General features: G+C 47.5%; 17 protein-coding genes and 1 tRNA gene. 9 read left to right on the forward strand and 9 right to left on the reverse strand.

What is annotated here, in order from left to right:
• Positions 1 to 40: 40 nt before the first annotated feature.
• On the reverse strand, positions 41 to 649 hold the full coding sequence (locus N7E73_RS14975) for a TetR/AcrR family transcriptional regulator (protein ID WP_432735712.1): 609 nt from the start codon (positions 647 to 649) through the stop codon (positions 41 to 43).
• 273 nt (positions 650 to 922) lie between these two features.
• On the opposite strand from N7E73_RS14975, the gene N7E73_RS14980 reads away from it, so the two are divergent.
• Positions 923 to 999: transfer RNA gene (locus N7E73_RS14980), tRNA-Arg, on the forward strand.
• A gap of 104 nt (positions 1,000 to 1,103) precedes the next feature.
• On the opposite strand, the gene N7E73_RS14985 is transcribed toward N7E73_RS14980, so the two are convergent.
• The 4 genes from N7E73_RS14985 to N7E73_RS15000 all read right to left on the reverse strand — a co-directional run bounded on the left by N7E73_RS14985 (position 1,104) and on the right by N7E73_RS15000 (position 6,135).
• Entirely contained in the window at positions 1,104 to 2,030 is a 927-nt protein-coding gene (locus tag N7E73_RS14985; protein WP_432735713.1) for an ISL3 family transposase, read from the reverse strand.
• 503 nt (positions 2,031 to 2,533) lie between these two features.
• The gene (locus tag N7E73_RS14990; RefSeq protein WP_432735714.1) at positions 2,534 to 3,328 is read right to left on the reverse strand and encodes a hypothetical protein; all 795 of its coding nucleotides are present in this window, start codon (positions 3,326 to 3,328) and stop codon (positions 2,534 to 2,536) included.
• Positions 3,329 to 3,400: 72 nt separating this feature from the next.
• On the reverse strand, positions 3,401 to 5,716 hold the full coding sequence (locus N7E73_RS14995; protein WP_432735715.1) for a hypothetical protein: 2,316 nt from the start codon (positions 5,714 to 5,716) through the stop codon (positions 3,401 to 3,403).
• A gap of 176 nt (positions 5,717 to 5,892) precedes the next feature.
• Entirely contained in the window at positions 5,893 to 6,135 is a 243-nt protein-coding gene (locus tag N7E73_RS15000; protein ID WP_432735716.1) for a hypothetical protein, read from the reverse strand.
• 205 nt (positions 6,136 to 6,340) lie between these two features.
• Here N7E73_RS15000 and N7E73_RS15005 point away from each other — a divergent pair, with 205 nt between their 5' ends.
• The gene (locus tag N7E73_RS15005) at positions 6,341 to 6,505 is read left to right on the forward strand and encodes a DUF6573 family protein (protein WP_432735717.1); all 165 of its coding nucleotides are present in this window, start codon (positions 6,341 to 6,343) and stop codon (positions 6,503 to 6,505) included.
• Between the two features lie 85 nt (positions 6,506 to 6,590).
• Here the strand turns inward: N7E73_RS15005 and N7E73_RS15010 are convergent, their stop codons facing one another.
• Positions 6,591 to 6,854, reverse strand: coding sequence for an RNA recognition motif domain-containing protein (locus N7E73_RS15010; RefSeq protein ID WP_432735718.1), 264 nt, complete (start codon positions 6,852 to 6,854; stop codon positions 6,591 to 6,593).
• Between the two features lie 477 nt (positions 6,855 to 7,331).
• Here N7E73_RS15010 and N7E73_RS15015 point away from each other — a divergent pair, with 477 nt between their 5' ends.
• Positions 7,332 to 7,670, forward strand: a complete 339-nt coding sequence (locus N7E73_RS15015; RefSeq protein WP_432735719.1) for a DsrE family protein — start codon at positions 7,332 to 7,334, stop codon at positions 7,668 to 7,670.
• Positions 7,671 to 7,994: 324 nt separating this feature from the next.
• Positions 7,995 to 8,345 carry a DHCW motif cupin fold protein gene (locus tag N7E73_RS15020; protein WP_432735720.1) on the forward strand — a complete coding sequence of 117 codons (351 nt, stop codon included), beginning with the start codon at positions 7,995 to 7,997 and terminating at the stop codon, positions 8,343 to 8,345.
• A 198-nt stretch (positions 8,346 to 8,543) separates the two neighbouring features.
• On the opposite strand, the gene N7E73_RS15025 is transcribed toward N7E73_RS15020, so the two are convergent.
• Together N7E73_RS15025 and N7E73_RS15030 are read right to left on the reverse strand one after the other, a co-directional pair.
• Positions 8,544 to 10,799 carry a methyl-accepting chemotaxis protein gene (locus N7E73_RS15025; protein WP_432735721.1) on the reverse strand — a complete coding sequence of 752 codons (2,256 nt, stop codon included), beginning with the start codon at positions 10,797 to 10,799 and terminating at the stop codon, positions 8,544 to 8,546.
• A gap of 547 nt (positions 10,800 to 11,346) precedes the next feature.
• The gene (locus N7E73_RS15030; protein ID WP_432735722.1) at positions 11,347 to 11,484 is read right to left on the reverse strand and encodes a hypothetical protein; all 138 of its coding nucleotides are present in this window, start codon (positions 11,482 to 11,484) and stop codon (positions 11,347 to 11,349) included.
• A 523-nt stretch (positions 11,485 to 12,007) separates the two neighbouring features.
• On the opposite strand from N7E73_RS15030, the gene fdhF reads away from it, so the two are divergent.
• The 5 genes from fdhF (at position 12,008) to N7E73_RS15055 (ending at position 18,129) form a co-directional block, all read left to right on the forward strand.
• Positions 12,008 to 14,122, forward strand: a complete 2,115-nt coding sequence (gene fdhF / locus N7E73_RS15035; RefSeq protein ID WP_432735724.1) for a formate dehydrogenase subunit alpha — start codon at positions 12,008 to 12,010, stop codon at positions 14,120 to 14,122.
• Positions 14,107 to 14,697 carry a 4Fe-4S dicluster domain-containing protein gene (locus N7E73_RS15040; protein WP_432735725.1) on the forward strand — a complete coding sequence of 197 codons (591 nt, stop codon included), beginning with the start codon at positions 14,107 to 14,109 and terminating at the stop codon, positions 14,695 to 14,697. The genes fdhF and N7E73_RS15040 overlap by 16 nt, the downstream gene beginning before the upstream one ends.
• Positions 14,697 to 16,085, forward strand: coding sequence for a [Fe-Fe] hydrogenase large subunit C-terminal domain-containing protein (locus N7E73_RS15045; RefSeq protein WP_432735726.1), 1,389 nt, complete (start codon positions 14,697 to 14,699; stop codon positions 16,083 to 16,085). The genes N7E73_RS15040 and N7E73_RS15045 overlap by 1 nt, the downstream gene beginning before the upstream one ends.
• Positions 16,086 to 16,087: 2 nt before the next feature.
• The gene (locus N7E73_RS15050; RefSeq protein ID WP_432735727.1) at positions 16,088 to 16,603 is read left to right on the forward strand and encodes a 4Fe-4S dicluster domain-containing protein; all 516 of its coding nucleotides are present in this window, start codon (positions 16,088 to 16,090) and stop codon (positions 16,601 to 16,603) included.
• A gap of 305 nt (positions 16,604 to 16,908) precedes the next feature.
• Complete coding sequence (locus tag N7E73_RS15055; RefSeq protein WP_432735728.1) at positions 16,909 to 18,129, forward strand: hypothetical protein; 1,221 nt, start codon at positions 16,909 to 16,911, stop codon at positions 18,127 to 18,129.
• 86 nt (positions 18,130 to 18,215) lie between these two features.
• On the opposite strand, the gene N7E73_RS15060 is transcribed toward N7E73_RS15055, so the two are convergent.
• Positions 18,216 to 20,192 (reverse strand): PEP/pyruvate-binding domain-containing protein, encoded by a 1,977-nt coding sequence (locus N7E73_RS15060; RefSeq protein ID WP_432735729.1) that lies wholly within the window; start codon positions 20,190 to 20,192, stop codon positions 18,216 to 18,218.
• Between the last annotated feature and the right edge of the window lie 41 nt (positions 20,193 to 20,233).

Genomic DNA, 20,233 nt, shown 5'->3' on the forward strand with positions numbered 1-20,233 from the left:
TTATCCGTTTCGCTCGGAAAAATCAGTTTCAGTAGGGCAGTCAGCCGATGGAGTCAACTGCGGAGTCTATGACCTGCTTCTTGAGCTTGTCCACCGGGCCCCATACAAAGGCGGGGTAGGTGATGAGCAGGGAGGTCAGCCCGTGGGTCGCGGCCATTACCGCATGGGCGGCGACCAGCACATCCTCTTCCGTTGCATTCTTGGGCATGCATTTGCGGACGCAGTTGTTGATGCGGTCGTACATGGTGCGTCCGAGCGGGTTGTGCTTGAAGTGCGAGTCGTGGTCATGCCAGAGGTCGCTTTCCATCATGAATCCGACACGGTATGCGTTGGGATTTTTAAGGCCCATGTCCACCAAAGTGTAAAGAATCTGCTTCAAGGCTTCCTGCGGGGATGTAACCGCCGTGAGTATCCTGTTTATGTGCTGCAGGAAATCGCGGTAGGTCTCCTCGGTAAGGCAGAGGAACAGCTCCTTCTTGTCCTTGAAGTGGTGATAGATGGTGGTAGGCGAATAACCGATGGTGGTCGCCAGTTTGCGCATGGAAACCTGCGCGTAGCCGTGCTCGGCAAACAGCTTGCGCGCTGCGTCTAGAATGAGCAGGCGCAGCGGCTGGTGTGGGGCGTCCAATGTTTTTGTGCTTGCAGTCATGTTGATGTCTCCGCTGCTTAACGGTGTTAAGCTGAAAAAGCGTTCTGTCATGAATGTATAGGACTGTCAACCTCATGCGCTTTTTTAGAGTGGATGTTAAGCTCGTCCGAAGTGGATCGGCACAAATTTATGAGGCTGGTGCAGGTTTCAGGCTGGCGGAGAGGGCGGAAAAGGTTGAAAAAATGCTTGCAATCGGATTTCTTGTTGTTTATTAATTCTCGCCTCGGACGGAGAAACAGTGTATGTTTCACAAGTCCAGTCACCGACACGCGTGGCCCCGTAGCTCAGTAGGATAGAGCACAGGATTCCTAATCCTGGTGCCGCAGGTTCGATTCCTGCCGGGGTCACCATCTAGTACAAAACTAGTATAATATTAAAGGGTTAACGGGTCTACACCGAACAAAGGGGCAGAAGCCCGACTGATCAAATTTCCAACCGTTGATTCAAATCTCGACTACCCGCACAAAACCCGCACACGCAGCCGATAGTTTTCAAAGTTTCTAAACCCGTATGCCCGCCTCTGGATAAGCTTCATCTTGCGATGAAATCCTTCGGTTGTTCCGTTGCTTTTGCCGTAGCGAAACATTCGAGCCACTTCCTCTTTCCAACTGTTCAGAGTTCTGCCCAGCGTTCTAAGCGGAGCAAAAGGACTCTGCTGAAGTTGATTGATTTTATCAAGCAATTCGAAAATGTATTTTTTGCAACTACTACCATTTTGTGCCCTGATCCTGAGCAAATCGTTAAGCTCATGGCAGAAATGGTAAATACTTTCGATAGCCGGTTGTACCTCAAAATATTTGGATAAAAGATCTTTCCTTTTATCGGTTAAACGGTCCTGCCGACACAGCATGGCCCGCATAATTCCACCTCGACCATATGAAATATTTTCTTCATCGATCAGCTTGCATGTCTTGGTGAAATGCTGGTTTACCAGCCGAATAACGTGGAAACGATCCGAGACAATTCGAGCATTCGGAAACCAAGTTTTGACCATATGCCGATAAGCAGAATTCATATCGATGCAGACTACTTTTACCTTACTCCGTCCTTTAAGATTCCTGAGAAAAGGGAGTAATTCAGCAGCACTACGGCCCATAGCTATGTCAAAAATCTTGTTGTTTGCAAGGTCGCAAAACGTTGTTGAAAAACCGACTTTACGGGTGAAACGATGTTCATCAATTCCGAGATAACGAGGACATTTCCAGTTGCTGCGTTGCCGGGCTTTCAGGTCGATGACCTGATGATAAAATCGCTCCACGCTGGAAACGCCGATCCCGTTTTCGCGGGCAATTGTCTTGTTACATGAGCCGTTGTTGTACTGCCGAAAAACTTCGTGTTTAAGCAACTCTGTTGAACGGCTCCACTTCTTGATTCCGTCCATGTGGGTGTTGTAATAGCGACCTCAACCCATGCAGTGATGCTTGTGGCATTTTACTCGCAAAATCGATGCTCGGCCGTTATGCGGGATGCTCTTGATGAATCGTTGGAATGTATCCTTGATACGAAAAGAAGAACTTCTGCATCGCGGGCAAACGGGCTTACCCGTCCATGCTACCTCAAGAATTATAGGAAAATACGAAACCACCTTTTTGATTGCAAAATCGGGAAGACCTATTAAAATCCGATCCATAAATTGACCTCTTTTCTGTGGTAGGAAATTTGGTCATTTATAGGGCATATCGAGTCGGTTCGGTATGCCTTTCTTTTTGTCAGGATTCTTCATCGCCCCTTTCTTTGAGGTAGAGCCGGGTTAACTCATTTTCAGAGTTAACCCTTTTCTGCGTTTATTTGCGGTTTTTTTGGGCTGCTGCCAACCTTTGGTGCCAACAGGAGTGGATGAGTGACATTGTATTGTTGTTATAATTGAGGTGTGTTTAATGTTTGCTATCTTTGTACTGAAAATTCTTTTTCAAGGTCAGATAGTTTGAAAAGTCTTAAGTCAACTGAGGCGGGGAGTTCTTTTATTCTCTCAAAATATTTATGGAGTAGAGTTTGCGGGTATTCTTCTTCAGTTACAATTGCAAGAATGAATTTAGCCTTTTTCTTGGTAGTATCATCCAAATAAGAAATACCTTTCTCCATAGCCCGGATTGAATCGTTTAAACGGTTCATAGTACTTTTACGAGCATATTTAACTTCTATAAATTTGATCCCATCTGGAGAAGTTATAGCACCATCAAAAACAAAGCGTGGGTTTTTATTAATAACTATTTCTCTTTGGGTCACTCCATTGAATTCTTGTTGTAGTTTCGCAAAAACTAGTTCTTCAGCAAGTAAGTACGTGGCACGAATATCGTTTTTGATTATTCTTTCATATGATATTGCGGTATATTTCTTTTCTTTTTTGCTTAGTTTTTTGAATTCTTCACTAGCCATTGCGTCAATTTCATCATTGTTCTTATTGAATGTATCTTCTGGGCTGGCAGTCTCAAATGATTTTACGAAATTATTTTCATCTTTATAGTCTGACGGTGCATATAATACTTTGTGATTTAAATTTAGTGTCGCAAAGAATATTACAACCAATGTAAAAGGGAAGATCATTAAAAACCATACATATAGCTCTTGTATATTCGGAGCTATAAATGGCAAGATTCCTGTTCCGCTTATTTCAGCAACACCAGCAAATATCGCAATTATTGTTAACTGATTTTTTACAGTTCCGAATTTTTCAACCATTTTACTTCCAATTTTATTGGTAATGTTATTGTTAGAATTATGTGTTTTTTTATTTGGTTATCGCTGCAATTTTTAAAAATCTTCTCCTAGAACACCAATAAAATGATATGCCAAGTTAGGGTCATCAATGTTTTTGGCTATTATCAAACACCTCTTAACTGATCCGAGTTTCAAGCCTTCAGAGGCTGCATTTGCTATAAACTCGTCCCTGAGATGTGAGTTTTGATGCACGTAAGTAATATAGCAAAATGCGGTTTGGGATTCTTTATATGGTAGCATTGTAACTGTGTTATGATGGGGTGTTCTTCTCCAGTTCTTGGCTGTGTTTTTTGTGATTTTATCAACCATTTTGCTAAATTTAGCTTGCTCGTTTGGTGGTGTTTCATTCAGCATTACCCCTATTTCAACCCATCGTTTGTTTTTTTTCTTCTCGATCTGGTTAAGTATTGCTGAAAATAACGGTGATATTTGCGGTTGTGGTTTTGCTATTTGGATGCCTGCGTCAAGTGATGAATAATACTTGTCTATAGGTTCAGAGAGTCCACTTATATATAAGTTCATATCTCCTTTAAAACTTTCTACGTGTAGTAACGTAGTCAAGTATAATCCGAGTAAATCTAATTCATCGCCTTGGTAGTTTGTTGTCTGCTCAACCATTTCTCTCATTTCTATATAGTGGATGATCTGAACAGGATGTTCAAGCAGGTCAAATAGCGTTTCAAAATCGGCTAAACATAGAGTTGGACATGGCGAAAAATCATCAGGAAGCCATCCTGTGTCTTTTAATTCATAAATATTGCTTTGTAGAGCGTTAAAATTCTCAAGTGTAACTGAAATTCTAATTACTTTCTTTATGTCGTTTAGATCGACTGGTAGCTTGGTTCTTATCGGGTCTTCAATGCTGGGGTTATTGATTAAGTAGTTTAGCTTTTTCTTGAGCCTGTTGGATTGAATGTTGGGTGAAATAAGAAGTTCATTAATATGCTTATGAAGTCTTTCAGGTGCTCCTCGTAATGCAGGAAGGCTAATTTTCCCAGATTTTGCTTCTACAATTATTGCATATGAGTCAATGAAAGTAATGATGTCAGTTTCATATTCATCTTCTTCGTTGTCATATTTCCATTTTAAGCTGGAAATTGTGTTTGATTCAGGAAAACGTCTTTTGATTATTTCGTCTGTTTTTTCTTCTAAATATTCTGCCCTTCTTTTGCTGATGTCGGTTTTGATGTTCTTGCTTATAAAGTCATTTAATGCTGGAAGAATAAAGCTAAAGAAAACCTGAGGAAGAACGCAAAAATAAGTTCCATTCCCATAGTTAATGATTGGTCTACTCCAAACAGGATTGCCCAACATTATAAAATCTGTTTTATATTCATGTAATTCTCCAAGCTTGATTGAAAAATTATCGAGTATTTTTTCTGCTACTGCGTGATCTATTTCTAGCTCAGTTGCAATAGTCTTGACGTCAAATTCGAATGATTCTTGTAGTGATTGTTCGAAATGTGAAAATAATAAAAATAGTAAATTCCTTCGTGAAATACTTCCAAGTGGAAATTTGTCTATAAAATTTTGTGCCTCTTCTTTATCTTCACCAACCAGTGAATAGTACTCTCGAATTAAGTCATTTTTGTTCTTAATTTTATTGAGAATTGAAAATATTCTTAGCTGTTCAGATGTTACCGCTTCTGAGCGTTTGATTAAATGCAAAAATAAATTGATGATATCTTTTGTGTCTAAGTTTAATTTTTTACGTAAGGCTTTGTCGTATTTTGAATATAGCTCTGTCGAAATGTCTTTTACTTGCGAGAAGAATCCCCAATTACGTACAACCTTAGTGTTTCCTGTTATTTTTTGCTTAAGTAAGAGTATTTCTTTTTCTTCATCAGGGATATCTGAATTGATTTGGTCAATTCCTCTTGTTGCATCGGCCTGAATTAATTCTTCTAGGGTATCAAGTACTTTTTGGATAATTTCCGGGTTTGGGTAATCTGTTCCGAATTTATCAATAGACTCTTGGAGTACAAGTGCTTGAAAGTATTCAACATGTGCTTGACCTATGTTGAGCTTAGGTTCTGTGGATTGCACTCCATCGTCGCCAACTCCTGTAGTCAATGCATGAGCTGAGAGTATTGAAAGAATATGTAATGAATTGTAGGTGCTTATTATTTGTTTAAGTTCTTTTATGCAGCGATGGTATCGTTGATTACTTTCTATTGACATTTTAGCAATAAGTTCATTTCTTTGCTCTTTAGTTAGTTGTGCTAGTGGGTTAGCCAGTTCATGGAAGTAAGGACCCCCAGTTTGTTCTTGGGTTGTATGAGCAGGTTGCGATCTTAGAGATTTTTTCTTCTTTTTTAGTTTTCTTTTTAACTTATTGTTTTTTCCCACTGCGATCACCTTATAAAATATGTTTATCTATAAAGTATTTTTAAAAGACAGGATAATAAAATGTCAATATTTGTTTGATTCGAAATCAAAAAGATGCTTGCGTTCAGTTTATGCACACGTCACCGTCATCTTCGATCAACCGAAGAATTATATTGTTTTCGCTTATTGATTAACTGTTAAAAATTTCTAGGTAGAAATCCCTTATCATTGCGCTCTGGGGGCTCGGTTCCTTTTTCTTCTAATATAGCGAGTAGTGTTTCTTCAGCTTCCGAATTCCAACTATCCCAATTACAGTCATAGCAAGTTTCGCAGACTTCGATATCATATCCTGAACATGTGCGTCCTTCATATATTTGTGGTCCATGTTGATATTCGTTTCCACACACAGGGCACTTAAACATAAATTTTTTGTTGAGCATATTGTTCCTCCTAATTGTTACAGTTGTTATCAATATATCTGTTTGTCATCCAGCTATTTTATATTGGGTCACCAGAACACATCACCACCTGATCCCCAGAATCACCCCAAAAAATCACCAGCCCTCAGTGACCAAATCAAACCAATCAGGATAACCTTCAATTTTCAGAATTTTTTAACAATATGAAATTGAAGGAGATTTGTTGATGGTAATCTATTGTGATCCACTGTTTCGGATGATCTATTCCTACACCCGTAAACAGGCACTCGAAGACGGAAATTTAATCGATGTGACCGAACAGGCCAAGGGGACCGGATTCAAGGTTCCTGTAGCTGTTTCTTTGAATCTGTACGAGCGATACATCTTATAGTTTATATTCGATGGGCAACAAAAAACGCCCGATTCTCATAAGAGAACCGGGCGTTAAAAAGTCTTTTAAGACTTACAGGAGCAGACTACCAGCGAGAGCGTTCCACTCTGGGTTTGGCTTCGTTAACCTTGAGGTTACGACCACCAAAATCTTTACCGTCAAGAGCTTCGATAGCATCGAGTGCTCCGTTGTCGTCCATTTCTACGAAACCGAAACCACGGGGGCGACCTGTGTCACGATCTTCGACGAGCTTGACTGATACAACTTCACCGTATGCTTCAAAGGACGCACGGATATCTCCTTCAGTAGCGGACCAGGGCAGATTACCAACGTAGATGTTCTTAGACATTCAAAATTCTCCAAAAAAAGTAAAAAAGTATATTGGTGCCCGTGCACCAAAAAAAAGGGCCGCGTACAAGATGCGTACTCGGCTCCTCGATAGACATGTTTAATTTAAACCAGCGCTAGTCACAGTTTGACCGTGCCTTCACGGGTACGGCTGGTGCTTGATTTAGGAAGACTCCTCTATTTCTGAATTAAAGTCAAGCAATAGTGATAAATAAGTGTTTGAGATGTTTTTTGGATAGATTTTATTCTGTAACATGCTGAATAATTGAAAAAAATGTCCCAGAAAGCTGGAGGAAACGGAAGTGACCTGCCTGTGCGATCAGAGGATGACATGAAGCCATGTATTTCTCTGCCGCTGCCGGATGATTATTAGGCTGAGCTGGACAGGAGCTGAATGACATTCTCTCATAAAATCCCACATATTAATGATTTTGTTTTCCTCGTCTTGAGTTAGTGTCAGCCAAAACAAGGAGATTTTATGAAGAACAAATTGAATATCTTATGGACAAATGCTGACCCTGTTACCTCAGAGTTGATGGTGATGATGTATGCGCAGAATTCAATAAAGAACGGCTGGTGGGACAAAGTGCAGGTGATTATCTGGGGGGCGCCAGCCAAATTGGTAGCTGAAGATGTGCATATTCAGAAGTTGATTGCAGATGCTAGAGAAGTAGGTGTCAGATTCAGTGCTTGTGAATCCTGTGCGGCCCAGTTGGGAGTAAAATCACAGCTTGCAGAGCTTGATCTTGAGGTCAAGCATTGGGGATTGCCTTTGACCGAAATAATCAAGAATAATGAGAATCTGATTACCGTATAATCTTTGCGACAATTCGGGATTAATAAACCATACAGGCTCGGAAATGGTTCGGCCGGTGTCTGGGGGCTGGGTAGAAGTTTGGTGCAGCCCTGTTAGGGCTCTGTTGACGGTAACTGCTTATCCGTATGGCAAAGTTTGTATAATTTTAGCCTTATTGTCCAAGTATCTCAGAAGTCACAATTGGCCGACTCAATTTCAAACTGTGCTGTGCAATTAGTTCCTAACTGACTCTGTTTACCCATTGTTTTATGTGACACTAATCTGATATGCGTTGCACAGAGTATTTCATTGAATTTTCAAATGTTATTTTACAATGGAGAGATTATGAATGATTTGAACATACCGTTTCAGACGGTCGATTGGAGTAAGATTGAAAAAACAGAGCATAAAGGTGAGACCGGCGTTGCTTATTGGCAGACTCTGCAGTTCCATGGTTTACGCATTCGTATTGTAGAGTACTCAGCTGGATATGTGGCAGATCATTGGTGCCAGAAAGGACATATTGTTCACTGTTTGGAAGGTGAAGTTGTAAATGAGCAGGAAAACGGAACCAGTTCGGTGTTGACTAAAGGGATGTCCTATGTCGTTTCTGATGAGCTTAGTTCCCATAGATCCGTTACCAAAGACGGAGTTAAGCTGCTGATTATAGATGGTGATTTTTTGAAACTTAAATAGGGCTACAGGTAATGATTTGTGGGTGTTACCGGGCTAACCTGTGTTTTTAAGGTTAGCCCTTTTTTCGTGCTTGTCGCTGGTTTGGTTTGAGTGAAAGCCAAATAAAAGCAGCCAATCTCAAGCTGAGACTGGCTGCTTTGGTTAAGCTCTGTACATTTCAGGCAGTCTGGAAGCTGACTGAAATATTTTTTTCGGGATTTAGCTTTTCATTTGGTTAATAAGATTCTGTAACACTTGTGCCTGTCTTGCCATTTCATCAACCGCTTTTGCTGACTCCTGCATTGTCTGAGTCGTTTGTGAGGATATTTCAGCGACTTGAGCAAGAGAGCGGTTGATTTGTTCGCTTGTGGCCGATTGTTCTTCAGATGCCGTGGCTATGCTGTGAACCTGGGTAGATGTTTCCTCTACGAACGATACAATTGAATTCAGTGCCTGTCCGGATTCTTCCGATAATTCAGCTGTTTCGTTGATTTTAGTGACGGCTGTTTCAACGTGGCCGATGTTTGCCTGCGTTCCTTGCTGGATTTTGGTGATAGCGGTTCCAACCTCTTGAGTCGCACTCATGGTTTTCTCAGCGAGCTTACGAACCTCGTCAGCAACTACAGCAAATCCCCGACCTGCTTCACCTGCTCTGGCTGCTTCAATGGCCGCGTTTAGGGCAAGGAGGTTTGTCTGGTCCGCAATGTCTGAAATCACTTCCATGACCTGTCCGATACTTTTAGCATCTTCGCCCAAGTTTGTTACGTCTATCTTGAGTTGCTTGGCAATTGACTGAACTTCTTCCATACTGGAGAGAACTTGAGTGACAATATTTGATCCGGCCTGTGCCTTTTCTTTTGTCTGACTTGCTGCTTCGGCTGATTTGGAGGCATTTTGTGCGACCTCTAAAACCGTTGCATTCATTTCCTCCATGGCTGTGGCGGCTTCGCTTATCTGTGCAGACTGCTCCGTAGTGCTTCTGGTCGATTGTTCTATTTGCGCGGAAAGTTGTTCTGAAGCTGAAGTTACTATGTTCACAATCTCTTCAAGGTCTCTCGCTGCCTGGAGTTTACCTTCCTTTTCTGCTCTTGCAGCCTGCTCCTTGGCTTCGTTTGCTTCTCCTACAGCGAGATTAGCCCGTTCTGCTTCTTCAGCCGCAGCCTTACTTTTATTTTCAGCTTCCAAAATCATCTTCTTGAGGTTATCAACCATCTTTTTCAGCGAGTTGGCTAATACTCCAATTTCATCGGCCTGGTTGATTTCCAATTTACGGTCAAAATTGCCGTTGGCAACGCTCTCGGCAAATTCAACGGATTTCTTAATCGGTACAACTATTGCGCCGGTTATAAACCACAGAGCAAAGCACGCTATGACGGCAATACCTGTTCCCGCTAAAATTGCTTTTTGGAAGCTTGAAGCTGCATGTTCCTTCATGGCTTCATTCAGCTTAATGGCTTCTGCAAAAACTTCCTGTCTTGGTACTTCAATGAGTACGGCCCAGGGAGTCCCTGTATTTCCTAACGGGATAGGGGCCAGAGCCAATACCAGCCCTCCTTCCTGACCGAGGTCCACATAGGAGCTGCCTGCTTTTACCTTGGCTTTTATTTCTTCAGCGTGACCGGTTTTGGTCTGGGAAATTGGAGTTCCTACGTCTTGCGCGTTGGAGCTGTCCGCTACAATAATTCCCATATAGCTTATGACTTTTACTGTAGCTTTCCCGTTATATAAATTTTGCGCAACATCCTCCGCCAGCTTTTGTACAAAATCCAATCTGAGGTCTGAACCGCCGATTCCAAGAAACTTATTGTTGATGATAACAGGAACAGACATAGTTGTTAGCCATTCCTTCTTGCCTTGGACTATATACGGAAAAGGGTCTAATATGTTTTCTTTGCCCGTTTCTCTAGGATTTAAATACCATCCACCTTTACGCACACCGTTAGGATGTAAACTGGCATCTTCGTAGCCAACCAGAGCCTGTCTCGCTATGTGTCCTGTCTTATCTCTGTTCCAGTAAGAAATAAAACGCCCTGAATCATCATAGCCATCTTCTGTTTTACCTTTGTAAAGTTCATCATTGCCATCAATGGCATTCGGTTCCCAGGCGCTGTAAGTGCCTAGAAACTCAGGATTATCTTTGAGTGTAGTGAGAAGGAGGTCACTAAATACTTTTCTAATATCTATGTTATTTCTGGCTGTGTCATTTAATCTTATAGATTTAAATGCACTGGCAATTGTTCTTGCCGTATCTATGTTTTTTTCCAGTTTTGAGCCAATTACACCTGCTTCGCCTTTAGCAACTGCTAGAAGTCCCTTTTGCGTAGAGACTTCAATCAACTTGTTAACTTCATTTCCGACGAAAAGGCTGGTCTTGTTTTGGTCCCAAATCTGTAAGGAGATGATTGAGGCTGCTAAAATGACAATACAACATGCTGAACTTAATAGTATTTTGGTTTTAATTGATTTGAAATTCATTTGTTCCTCCAGTTCTCCAAAAAAAAGTAGATGTTCTTCTAATATAGGCAGATAAACGTCTCTTTGGGAAGTATTAATATGGTTTAATTGGTAAACATCAGAAGCATCTTCAAAAAAACACCCGCTCCCAGATTAAAAACAGGCAGGATATTTTCCGTTTTCTCAACGGATTGAGATTGGAGGATGTTTATGGCGAGTGGTCTTTTATTTAATGTTTCCAGCAGCCTTTGGGGATGCCAGCTCACAGGTTCCCGGAGATGGTAGCCAGTAGATGTGTTGCTGCCACACTTATCTGGACATTCATTTAAGCCATAACGATATTTTCCAGACAGTTGATTTCAAATTATGCAGGTGACAGCCATTCATTTCTGGTGTTCTGTCTTCTGTCGGTTGTCGCAGGCTTCGGTATATTGGAAGAGAGCAATTTCAGATTTTCGCCTGTTGGCAAATCCTTCCGGCTATTAATAAAAGAAAGCCCCGCAAGGAAAATCCTTGCAGGGCCTTCTTTCGTATTCGCTACGATATTTTAGGAGGAAGCTACTTAATTCTAATATTTCTCAGTGCAGCGGGTGGATAGTTTTTCTTTACGGCTGACTTCTTTCATTACAGCGCAGCCTTTTTCAGTTGTTGCGAAAAAGATGCGTTCCACAATTCTTGCAATCCCGCAAAGCCAGCACATAAACATATACAAGTACTCCTGCAACTTAAGGTACAATTTAAAAAGCTTTTCAGCTTGTTTTTCAAAACCTTCACTTTCAGAGTACCCGGAAAAATTGCTTCGTCAATGGCATTCCATTAATTCTTTTTTTCACATTTTATACCATCATTCACTTTTCCAACCATATATCCCTGTTTTTGGGTTCAGCCCTGTATTTACGGGGATTACCGTGATTGAATACGGGTTCAATCGAGAGTGTAAATAATAATAAGGCGTATGAAATGGGAACAGATGAATTAAGTTTTTGCGGGGTTTTTCAAGTGTGAGCCGGGGAAAGATCAGCAGTGATGGGGTTCGTTGGAGCTGCAAAATATCACGAAGATCGGGTTCCTGGAGTTCGGGCTGTTTCTTTGCAGGCAATTTCAGTTTGCAATTGCAGGATATTTTTGCGCAATTTTCCAGTTTTTAGTACTTTGTGCTTTGTTATCAGTGTATTATGAAATTTATGGTTGCTGTTGGTTTATAATATGTCTTGTGCTAAACGAGCCGCATGCAACGTACAACTACAACATGCCCTTACTGCGGTGCAGGCTGTTCCCTCTCTTTGGAAGTTGAGGGCGGTCGCATTGTCAGTGTTTCTTCCGGGCCGGAACCTTCCGTGAATCAGGGAGCCTTGTGCTCCAAGGGGCGGTTCGGCTTCGATTTCGTCCATCATCGTGACCGGCTGACGACTCCTTTGGTCCGTAAAAACGGCGAACTGGCCCCGGCCTCGTGGGATGAGGCTCTGGGGATTGTGGCAAGCCGCCTGAGCTCCATTGTTTCGGAACACGGCCCTCAGGCTGTGGGCGGATTCAGCAGCGCCCGCTGTACAAACGAGGAAAACTATCTTTTCCAGAAATTGATCCGTGCAGGGCTCGGCAGTAACAATGTCGACCACTGCGCCCGTCTCTGACACGCCCCCACTGTGGCCGGGCTGGCTGCATCACTGGGAAGCGGGTCAATGACCAACTCCATCCGCGAGCTGTGGGACATGGGACCGGGGGACTGTATCTGTGCCATCGGTACCAATACGACCGAATGCCATCCGATCATCGGTCTTGGTATGATGGAAGCCAAGCGCAATAGGGCCGGGCTGATCGTCATCGATCCCCGGGAGATAGATCTTGCGCGCAAGGCCGATGTGTGGCTCAGGTTGCGGCCGGGTACGGATACGCCTTTGCTGTCATCCATTGCCCGGATCATTCTGGACGAAGGGTTGGCTGACCTGGATTGCGTTGCTGCGGCCACCGAAGATTTCGAATCATTCAGGGAGAGTCTGAAGGCTTACGATCCTGAGAGAGTGTCCGTAATTGCTGATGTTCCCGCAGAAGATATTCGCAGGGCCGCGAGACTGATCGGACGCTCAACCAATGCGGCATTTTACTACACCATGGGCGTGACTCAGCACACCACCGGCACCAACAACGTTCTGGCGGTGTCCAACCTTGCCTTGCTCACCGGAAATATCGGACGTCCAAGGACCGGGGTGAATCCCCTGCGCGGGCAGAACAACGTTCAGGGCTCTTGCGACATGGGCGCGCTGCCAAACGTGCTGACCGGATACCGGCCGGTGACCGATGACGCCGTACGGAAAACCTTTGAATCCGCATGGGGAGTCAAGCTGCCCGCGGAACCGGGGATGACCATTCCCAAAATGCTTCATGCCATTGAGGAAGACCGTTTAAAGGGACTTTTCGTTTTCGGCGAAAACCCCATGCGCAGCGATCCGGACATCACCCATGTGGAGCACTGTCTGCGCCATGTTGATTTTCTGGTTGTTCAGGACCTTTTCCTGACCGAAACAGCCGCGTTGGCGGATGTTGTCCTGCCCGGAGCCAGTTTCGCTGAAAAGGACGGGACTTTCACCAGTACGGAACGACGCGTACAACGAGTCCGTCGGGCCGTGAACCCCGTTGGGGACAGCCGCCCGGATTGGGAGATTCTGGCGGACCTGCTGGGCCTGCTGGGACGCCCCGAACGCTACACAACTGTGTCCGATGTTTTTGATGAAATGCGGGCTCTGACCCCCAGCCATGCCGGAATCACATATGCGCGTCTGGAATCGGGCGGCCTGCAATGGCCCTGTCCGGATGAATCTCATTCGGGGACGCCAGTCCTGCACGTCGGGGGCTGCGTGCGTGGACCCGGTAAGTTCGTGCCGCTAGAACACCGCGAACCGGCGGAACTGCCGGATGAAGAGTATCCGCTGACCCTGACCACCGGAAGGGTGGTGGCCCATTACCATACAGCCACTATGACCCGGCGCTGCTTCGGCCTGTCCGGGACATGGCCCGAGGAGCTGGTGGAGATTCATCCCCTTGACGCCTCTAGGTACGGCATTGATGATGGTGATCCGGTTGAGGTCAGTTCCCGAAGGGGAACCGTCAGGGCGCGTGCGTGGGTTACCGCAAGGGTGCGTCGCGGCCTTGTCTTCATGACCTTTCATTTTTCTGAAAGTCCGGCCAACAGGCTGACCATTTCAACGGGCGACCCGGTCACCGGAACTCCGCAGTTAAAGGTTTGCGCTGTTTCGATCCGTAAATTCAGGGAGCCGCAGGAACCTGTATCTTCAGACGCTAACGCTCCCGTATCAATAAAGGAAGATATTTCATGTCATCGCGTTTAAACCCGTTTATCCTTGCCAATGCAGCCAGATGTATCGGTTGCAGGGCCTGTGAACTTGCCTGCGGGGCTGCCCATCTGAAGGGCGGCGTCTCAGTGGGAAGTCTGGAAGGTCCTCTTTCTCCACGTTTGTATCTGACCCGCGCGGAAGATATATGTGTGCCGGTGGGCTGCCGTCATTGCGAGGACGCACCTTGCGCCGCAGTCTGCCCCAACGGAGCTATTCAGCGTACCGATTCAGGTGTGCTGGTTGCCGAGGAGCATTGCGTTGGCTGCAAGACCTGTCTTGCGGTCTGTCCTGTGGGGGCCATGGAAATGGCTCAGGTCTGGAAAAACGGACGACCTGCAGTCCGCCGGGTGGTCGGTCCGCAGAATTCTGAAGCATATATTGTTGAACCGGCTCTTTTAGCCAGCAAGTGTGATCTCTGTAATGATCGGGCAAATGGTCCGGCCTGTGTGGAAGCCTGCCCCAAAGACGCACTGACTCTGGTCGACCCCATGAAACTGAAAAAACGCCGCAACCTCGAAGCCGCACTGGCCCTTGCAGGGGTTGGCGCAAGAGCTGGTGAGGAGCTGTAATGACAAACTTTTCTCAAGTAGTCTCCATTGATCCGGCGGTCTGTACCGGATGCCGCCGTTGTTCCGAGGTCTGTCCGGTTGATGCCATTTCCGGGGCTGAAGGTGAGCCCCAGTCCATTGATACTTCGCGGTGCGTCATCTGCGGGCAGTGCGTACAGATCTGTTCCGCATTCGTTTCGCCGTTTGATGATGCGGCGGAAAATCTTCCGGCAATGCGTACTGGGCGCGGCCTTGCCGCCAATGATTCCGCAACGCTGTTTGCTGCCCATTTTCGTAACGATACAAAGCGCGTGGGGGATCTGCTTAACAATCCGTCCATGAAATCCATGGTCCAGTGTGCCCCGGCAGTACGTACTTCAATTGCTGAAGAGTACGGCCTTGCGCCCGGAACACTGACTCCGGGGCAGCTTGCAGCTTCCCTGCGCCGTCTCGGTTTTGATGCCGTCTACGACACAATTTTCGCGGCGGACGTGACCATCATGGAAGAGTCCTCGGAGCTGTTGGAACGTATCAGGTCCGACGGCCCGCTGCCCATGTTCACCTCCTGCTGTCCGGGCTGGGTGCGCTACATGGAAAGTGCGTGGCCTGACCTGATCGATCATCTTTCCAGCTGCAAATCACCGCAGCAGATGGCGGGCGCACTTTTCAAAACCTATGGCGCTGAGATCGCAGGTGTGGCGCCGGAGTCCATCGCCAGTGTTTCGGTTATGCCCTGCACGGGCAAAAAGCATGAGGCCGCCCGTCCTGAAATGCAATCCAGCGGGTATCCCGATGTTGATGCGGTTCTTACCGTGACGGAACTTGCGGCGATGCTGAAGGCAAAGGGCATCAATCTCGCTGAAATGCCGGAAGAGGATTTTGATGTGCCCATGGGCCTCTACTCCGGGGCCGGGGTTATCTTCGGTGCCTCCGGCGGGGTGATGGAAGCAGCATTGCGCACTGCAATCGCCGTCATCAGCGGGAACGAGGTGAATGAGAGCGGGGTGAAATTCGTTCCTGCGGGCAAAGGCATCCGCAGGGCATCAGTGGAAGTTGCGGGCAGGACAATCCGGGCGGTTATTGTTTCCGGGCTGGCTAATGCCGCAGCTCTTCTTGAAGATGTCCGCGCGGGAAAAGCAGATTTTGATTTTATGGAAGTAATGTGCTGTCCCGGTGGTTGTGTTGCCGGGGGAGGGCAGCCGAAACTCCTGCCCGGTGTTAATGTTGAAGAGGCAATAGCCCTGCGCCGCAGCGGGCTGTACCGTCATGACAGGGAACTGCCGGTGCGGGCTTCGCATAAGAACGAGTCCGTTCTGGCCCTCTACGAAAAGTTTCTGGGCAAGCCTCTGGGACATCGTTCTCATGAACTTCTGCACACCCATTACGGAACCGAAGGCGGGGAGCATTAGCCATGAATGCATTTGTTCTGGCGGTCCCTTCCCGCTGCATCGGCTGCCGGGCCTGTGAAATAGCCTGCGTGGATGCCCATATGGATTCCGATATGGGCCGGGCCATGGAAAACGGGCAGCCTTTCAGTCCGCGGATTTCCGTTGTCCGTGAATCCGGCGTGACCGCACCCATCCAGTGCCGGCAGTGCGAGGACGCTCCCTGCGCCAAAGCCTGTCCGGTAGGGGCCATCAGTCACAACGGAAAATCGGTGGTCGTTGATGCAGAGCGGTGTTTCGGGTGCAAGGCCTGCCTTGCGGCCTGCCCCATCGGTGCCATGCAGGTCGGCAGGACTGAAGCTGAACGCAAAGTCCCGGTGGCCTACAAGTGCGACCTCTGCGCCGGTCATCGGGATAATCCTGCATGCGTTGCCGTGTGTCCGGCCGGAGCGTTGAGTGTCTTTTCCGGAGAGGCTCTGCAAAAGCTGTCCGCCTCAAGACGCCGGGAAAATGTCCGCCTTATGTCTTACGAAGGAAAATGATTCCTTTGGAGTTTCCGGTTTCGGCTGGGACAATATGATTCCAAGTGCCATGGGCTCAGTTCTTGTCAGTTATATATGAATAAATTAAAGGGTTAACCTTTTTTCCGGTTAACCCTTTTTGTGTTCTTATGAAGAACAGGCGGAGTTTCCGCGTCGTTTCCTGATGGTTGATGCTCCCGGATTAAGGGCGTATATAGCCCTCTTTTCAGTCTGTTTCCGATCAACATCAAACGGCAATTTCCTGCCATTAAATATCAATGTTTACTATCGCGCAAAAATATACAGGGTGGCTTATCCTGTCAACATTGCTGGTTTTTCTTGCCAGCAGGCTTGATTCTTCCCTTTTCATGGTGGTTGCCGTAATGGCCTGGCTGGTTGTCCTCGTGGAGTGGGGCAGGCTGCCCGCGGGTTCCCGCAAGCAGGCCTGTTTCCTGCTTGGTATCGGCAGTGTCGCGCTTTTGTTTTCTGCATGGCACGGAGTCTTTCTGGGCTGGGAAAGGATAATGACCCAGAATCTGCAATTGTTGCCGATGTTTATTGCGGTATCCTTTCTGGCCTTAACCAATCCAGCTGCTGAAGATGACAACCTGCCCACCGGAAGGCGGGCCGTTGTGACCACCGCTACCGGGACAGCCCTTCTCGGTGCTGTCATCAACATTTCCATACTGTTTGTTTTCGGGGACCGCCTGCAGCGCAGGAATTCTCTGACCACGGCTCAGGCGATTGTTCTGGGGCGTTCGTTCTGCTCGGCTGCATGGTGGTCGCCATTTTTTATTTCCGCAGGGGTTGCGCTTACCTACGCCCCGGGGATGCAATACAGTCGCACACTCCTGCCGGGACTGCTACTCTGTGCATTTGCACTCTGCTATTCAATTGTGGAGGTCGGATTTATCCGCAGAGTGGAATTCACCGGTTATCCGGTGCGTGTGGAAAGCATGACCGTACCGCTGCTGCTGGCGGTGGCGGTAATTGTCGGACATCATTTTTTTCCTGAAATGGGCATGATCCTGCTGATCTGCCTTGTAGCGCCTCCCGCAGCCATCCTGCTGATGCGTAACAGGCCACGGCTGCCGCAACTTCGCGATTTCGTCAGCAACAGGATTGTCTCCACGGTCAGCCAGTTTGTGCTTTTCCTGACCGCAGGAGTTTTCTCTGTCGGCATCACTTCGGTTATTCAGGTTTTCCCGGAGCATTTCAATTTTGCCGGGCAGACATTCAACAACGGGATATTTGCGATAATTTCCGCACTGCTTGTCGGCATGGGCCTTGTTGGTGTTCACCCGCTGGTAGGTATATCCATCGTCAGCCCCATGCTGTTACCCCTGAATCCGGATAACTCCCAGCTTGGTTTTATGTTCCTTTCCTGCTGGGCAATTTCCACCGGCAGCAGCCCGCTGTCCGGAGTCGGTCTGGTTCTGACCAGCAGGTTCAATGTGTCCCCGCGGGAGATACTGACAGGCAACTTTCACTATGTAATTGCCATGTGGCTTCTCGCCAACGCCGTTAACGTGCTCTACTTCGGGTAAGGCATGAGTGAATTACGTATTAAGTGATGATACCTTCTGCAATGCTTCACGCTGGCTGAGTCCAGCTTTCAAAAATTTCCCCGATCCTACCCCAGCCCGGTGATGAACCGGGTGGCCATTTCTTCGACCTTGCCCAGATCCTCACAGATGGGGTGATGGGTGGCGATGTACCCTGTTACGTGCCCGATGGTGGCCAGCAGCTTCTGGATTTCCGTCTCGCGGGCCGGGCCGTGGATGGCTTCAATGAAATCTCCCTGACTGGTGACTTCGAAGCCCTGCGGTGTAAGGGCGGTCCTTATGAAGCGGATGCGCGCCATGCGTTCTTCAGGCGAACCGCTGCCGCCCTTGAAACGGAAATTGATGTGGTTTTTGCTGCTGTCGGGATCGCTTACCGCGTCAACTTCCGTCAGGTCCTTTTCAGATTTCAGGGTCACGTTCATGTAGGTTCTCGACAGGATCGCATAGCCTTCGATGGCGTTCTGTTCTGTCCAGCCGGGTCTTTCCGCACCCAGCCCGAACCAAAGTGCCCACATGGGTGCTGATTCTATATCGTCGGGCGAAATATCCAGTTTACCGGCGGCAGTGGTGAACAGTGCATCGGCAAGGTTCAGCACTGTCAGTGAAATGGGCTGGCGTGCCTTCAGGTGCTTGGCCCCGTCGAGGCCCAGTCCTTTCTTGCTGACCAGCGAGAACATCTCCTCAATTCCCTTTTCATTTGCAAAGCGCACCAGATCGTAGATGGAGCGGCTTTTTTCCGGCAGGAACTGCTCGGTGTTGCGCGGCGAAATGTTCAGCCCGGCGATAAAGGGCAGGGCGCGCTTGATGCGGTTCTGTTCCTTGGTTTCCGCCGGTGGATGCGGACAGACCGAGGTTATCATGACCCGGTTGCGCAGGTCGGTTATCCAGCCGCACTTCTGCGGGAACTTGAAAATTATCTCTGCCTGACGTCCCATTGCGGCAATGGTCTTTACCGAATGGGCCGACAGCGGGGACAAATCCGACTTGACCAGAATGCGCTGCTTTTCACGGCGCGAGACCAGAATCACATCTGACGATTTGCTGCACAGGATGGCGGAGCAACCCGTGTCGCGGTCACGCGGGGGCAGTTCCTCGTTTGTCTCGTGGGTCATCTCAATAAACCCGCTGGCATGTACATCCTTGACCGGCTGGATGAGCACGGCTGCGGGGGATTCGCGGTCGGCATAGCCGGATTCGATGCGCGCCCGTATGGATTCGGGGCTGAATTTGCAGAGTACAGCCTTTTTCCATGCCTCGACGATGTTCTGGGCCGGAACCGGATAGAGGGTGCACTGGTTTTCGGGAAGCGGTCTTTTGGAACCCTCCGGGGTAACACCGGAGGACACGGTCAGCTGACCGCTGCCGCGGGACGCTTCAAGTGCGGCAATTTCAATCTCGTTGGCGATGACGGGAGGCATGGTGCCTTCCATGAAAATTTTCCGGATGCGGGACGCGATGGATTCCAGTACCGGCTTTTCCAGCGACACTGCCGATTCGAGGATTTCGTCAATGGCGATGCGCAGGTTGTTGGCTTCTATATAGTAGTTGTAGACATCGGTGGTTATGACCATGCCGTCCAGCACCGGGACCCGGTTCTGCTTCAGCCGGGCTAGGTTGGCGGCGTAGGCTCCTGCCTTGTACTCATAGTCGATCGCGTCTTCGAGTGGAAAGGTGAAGGGCTTGGATATTTCAGGGTCCGGCACGGTTACGGCCATGCGCAGGTAGAAATGAATCTTGTTGTAGTAGTCCATGATGTCCATGAACTTGACCGGATTCATCTCCTGCAGCTGCTCAAGCATTGCCCGGGCTTTGAGGCCCAGTTCCGCCGAGATGCGTTCCACGTAGGCCCAGTCGGTGCGCTTCTGCCCGAAACCTATGTCCTCGATCCGGGCGATGATGTTCAGGCATTCCTCCTCAAGCTCCATAAGCCGTTTGAAGGAATTGTAGCGGCGGCGCAGCAGCCTGCCCGGCGGAAAGGTGGCGTAGGTCCAGTGGTCGAATACGTGGCGGAATTTCATGGCGTATTTTGTTCTCTCGCTCCGCATATTGATGCCTCCGGAGGCCTTGCGGGGCTGGTTGGGATGCG

It is taken from the genome of Maridesulfovibrio sp. FT414, from assembly GCF_050916235.1.
In the GTDB taxonomy this organism is placed as follows: Bacteria; Desulfobacterota; Desulfovibrionia; order Desulfovibrionales; family Desulfovibrionaceae; genus Maridesulfovibrio.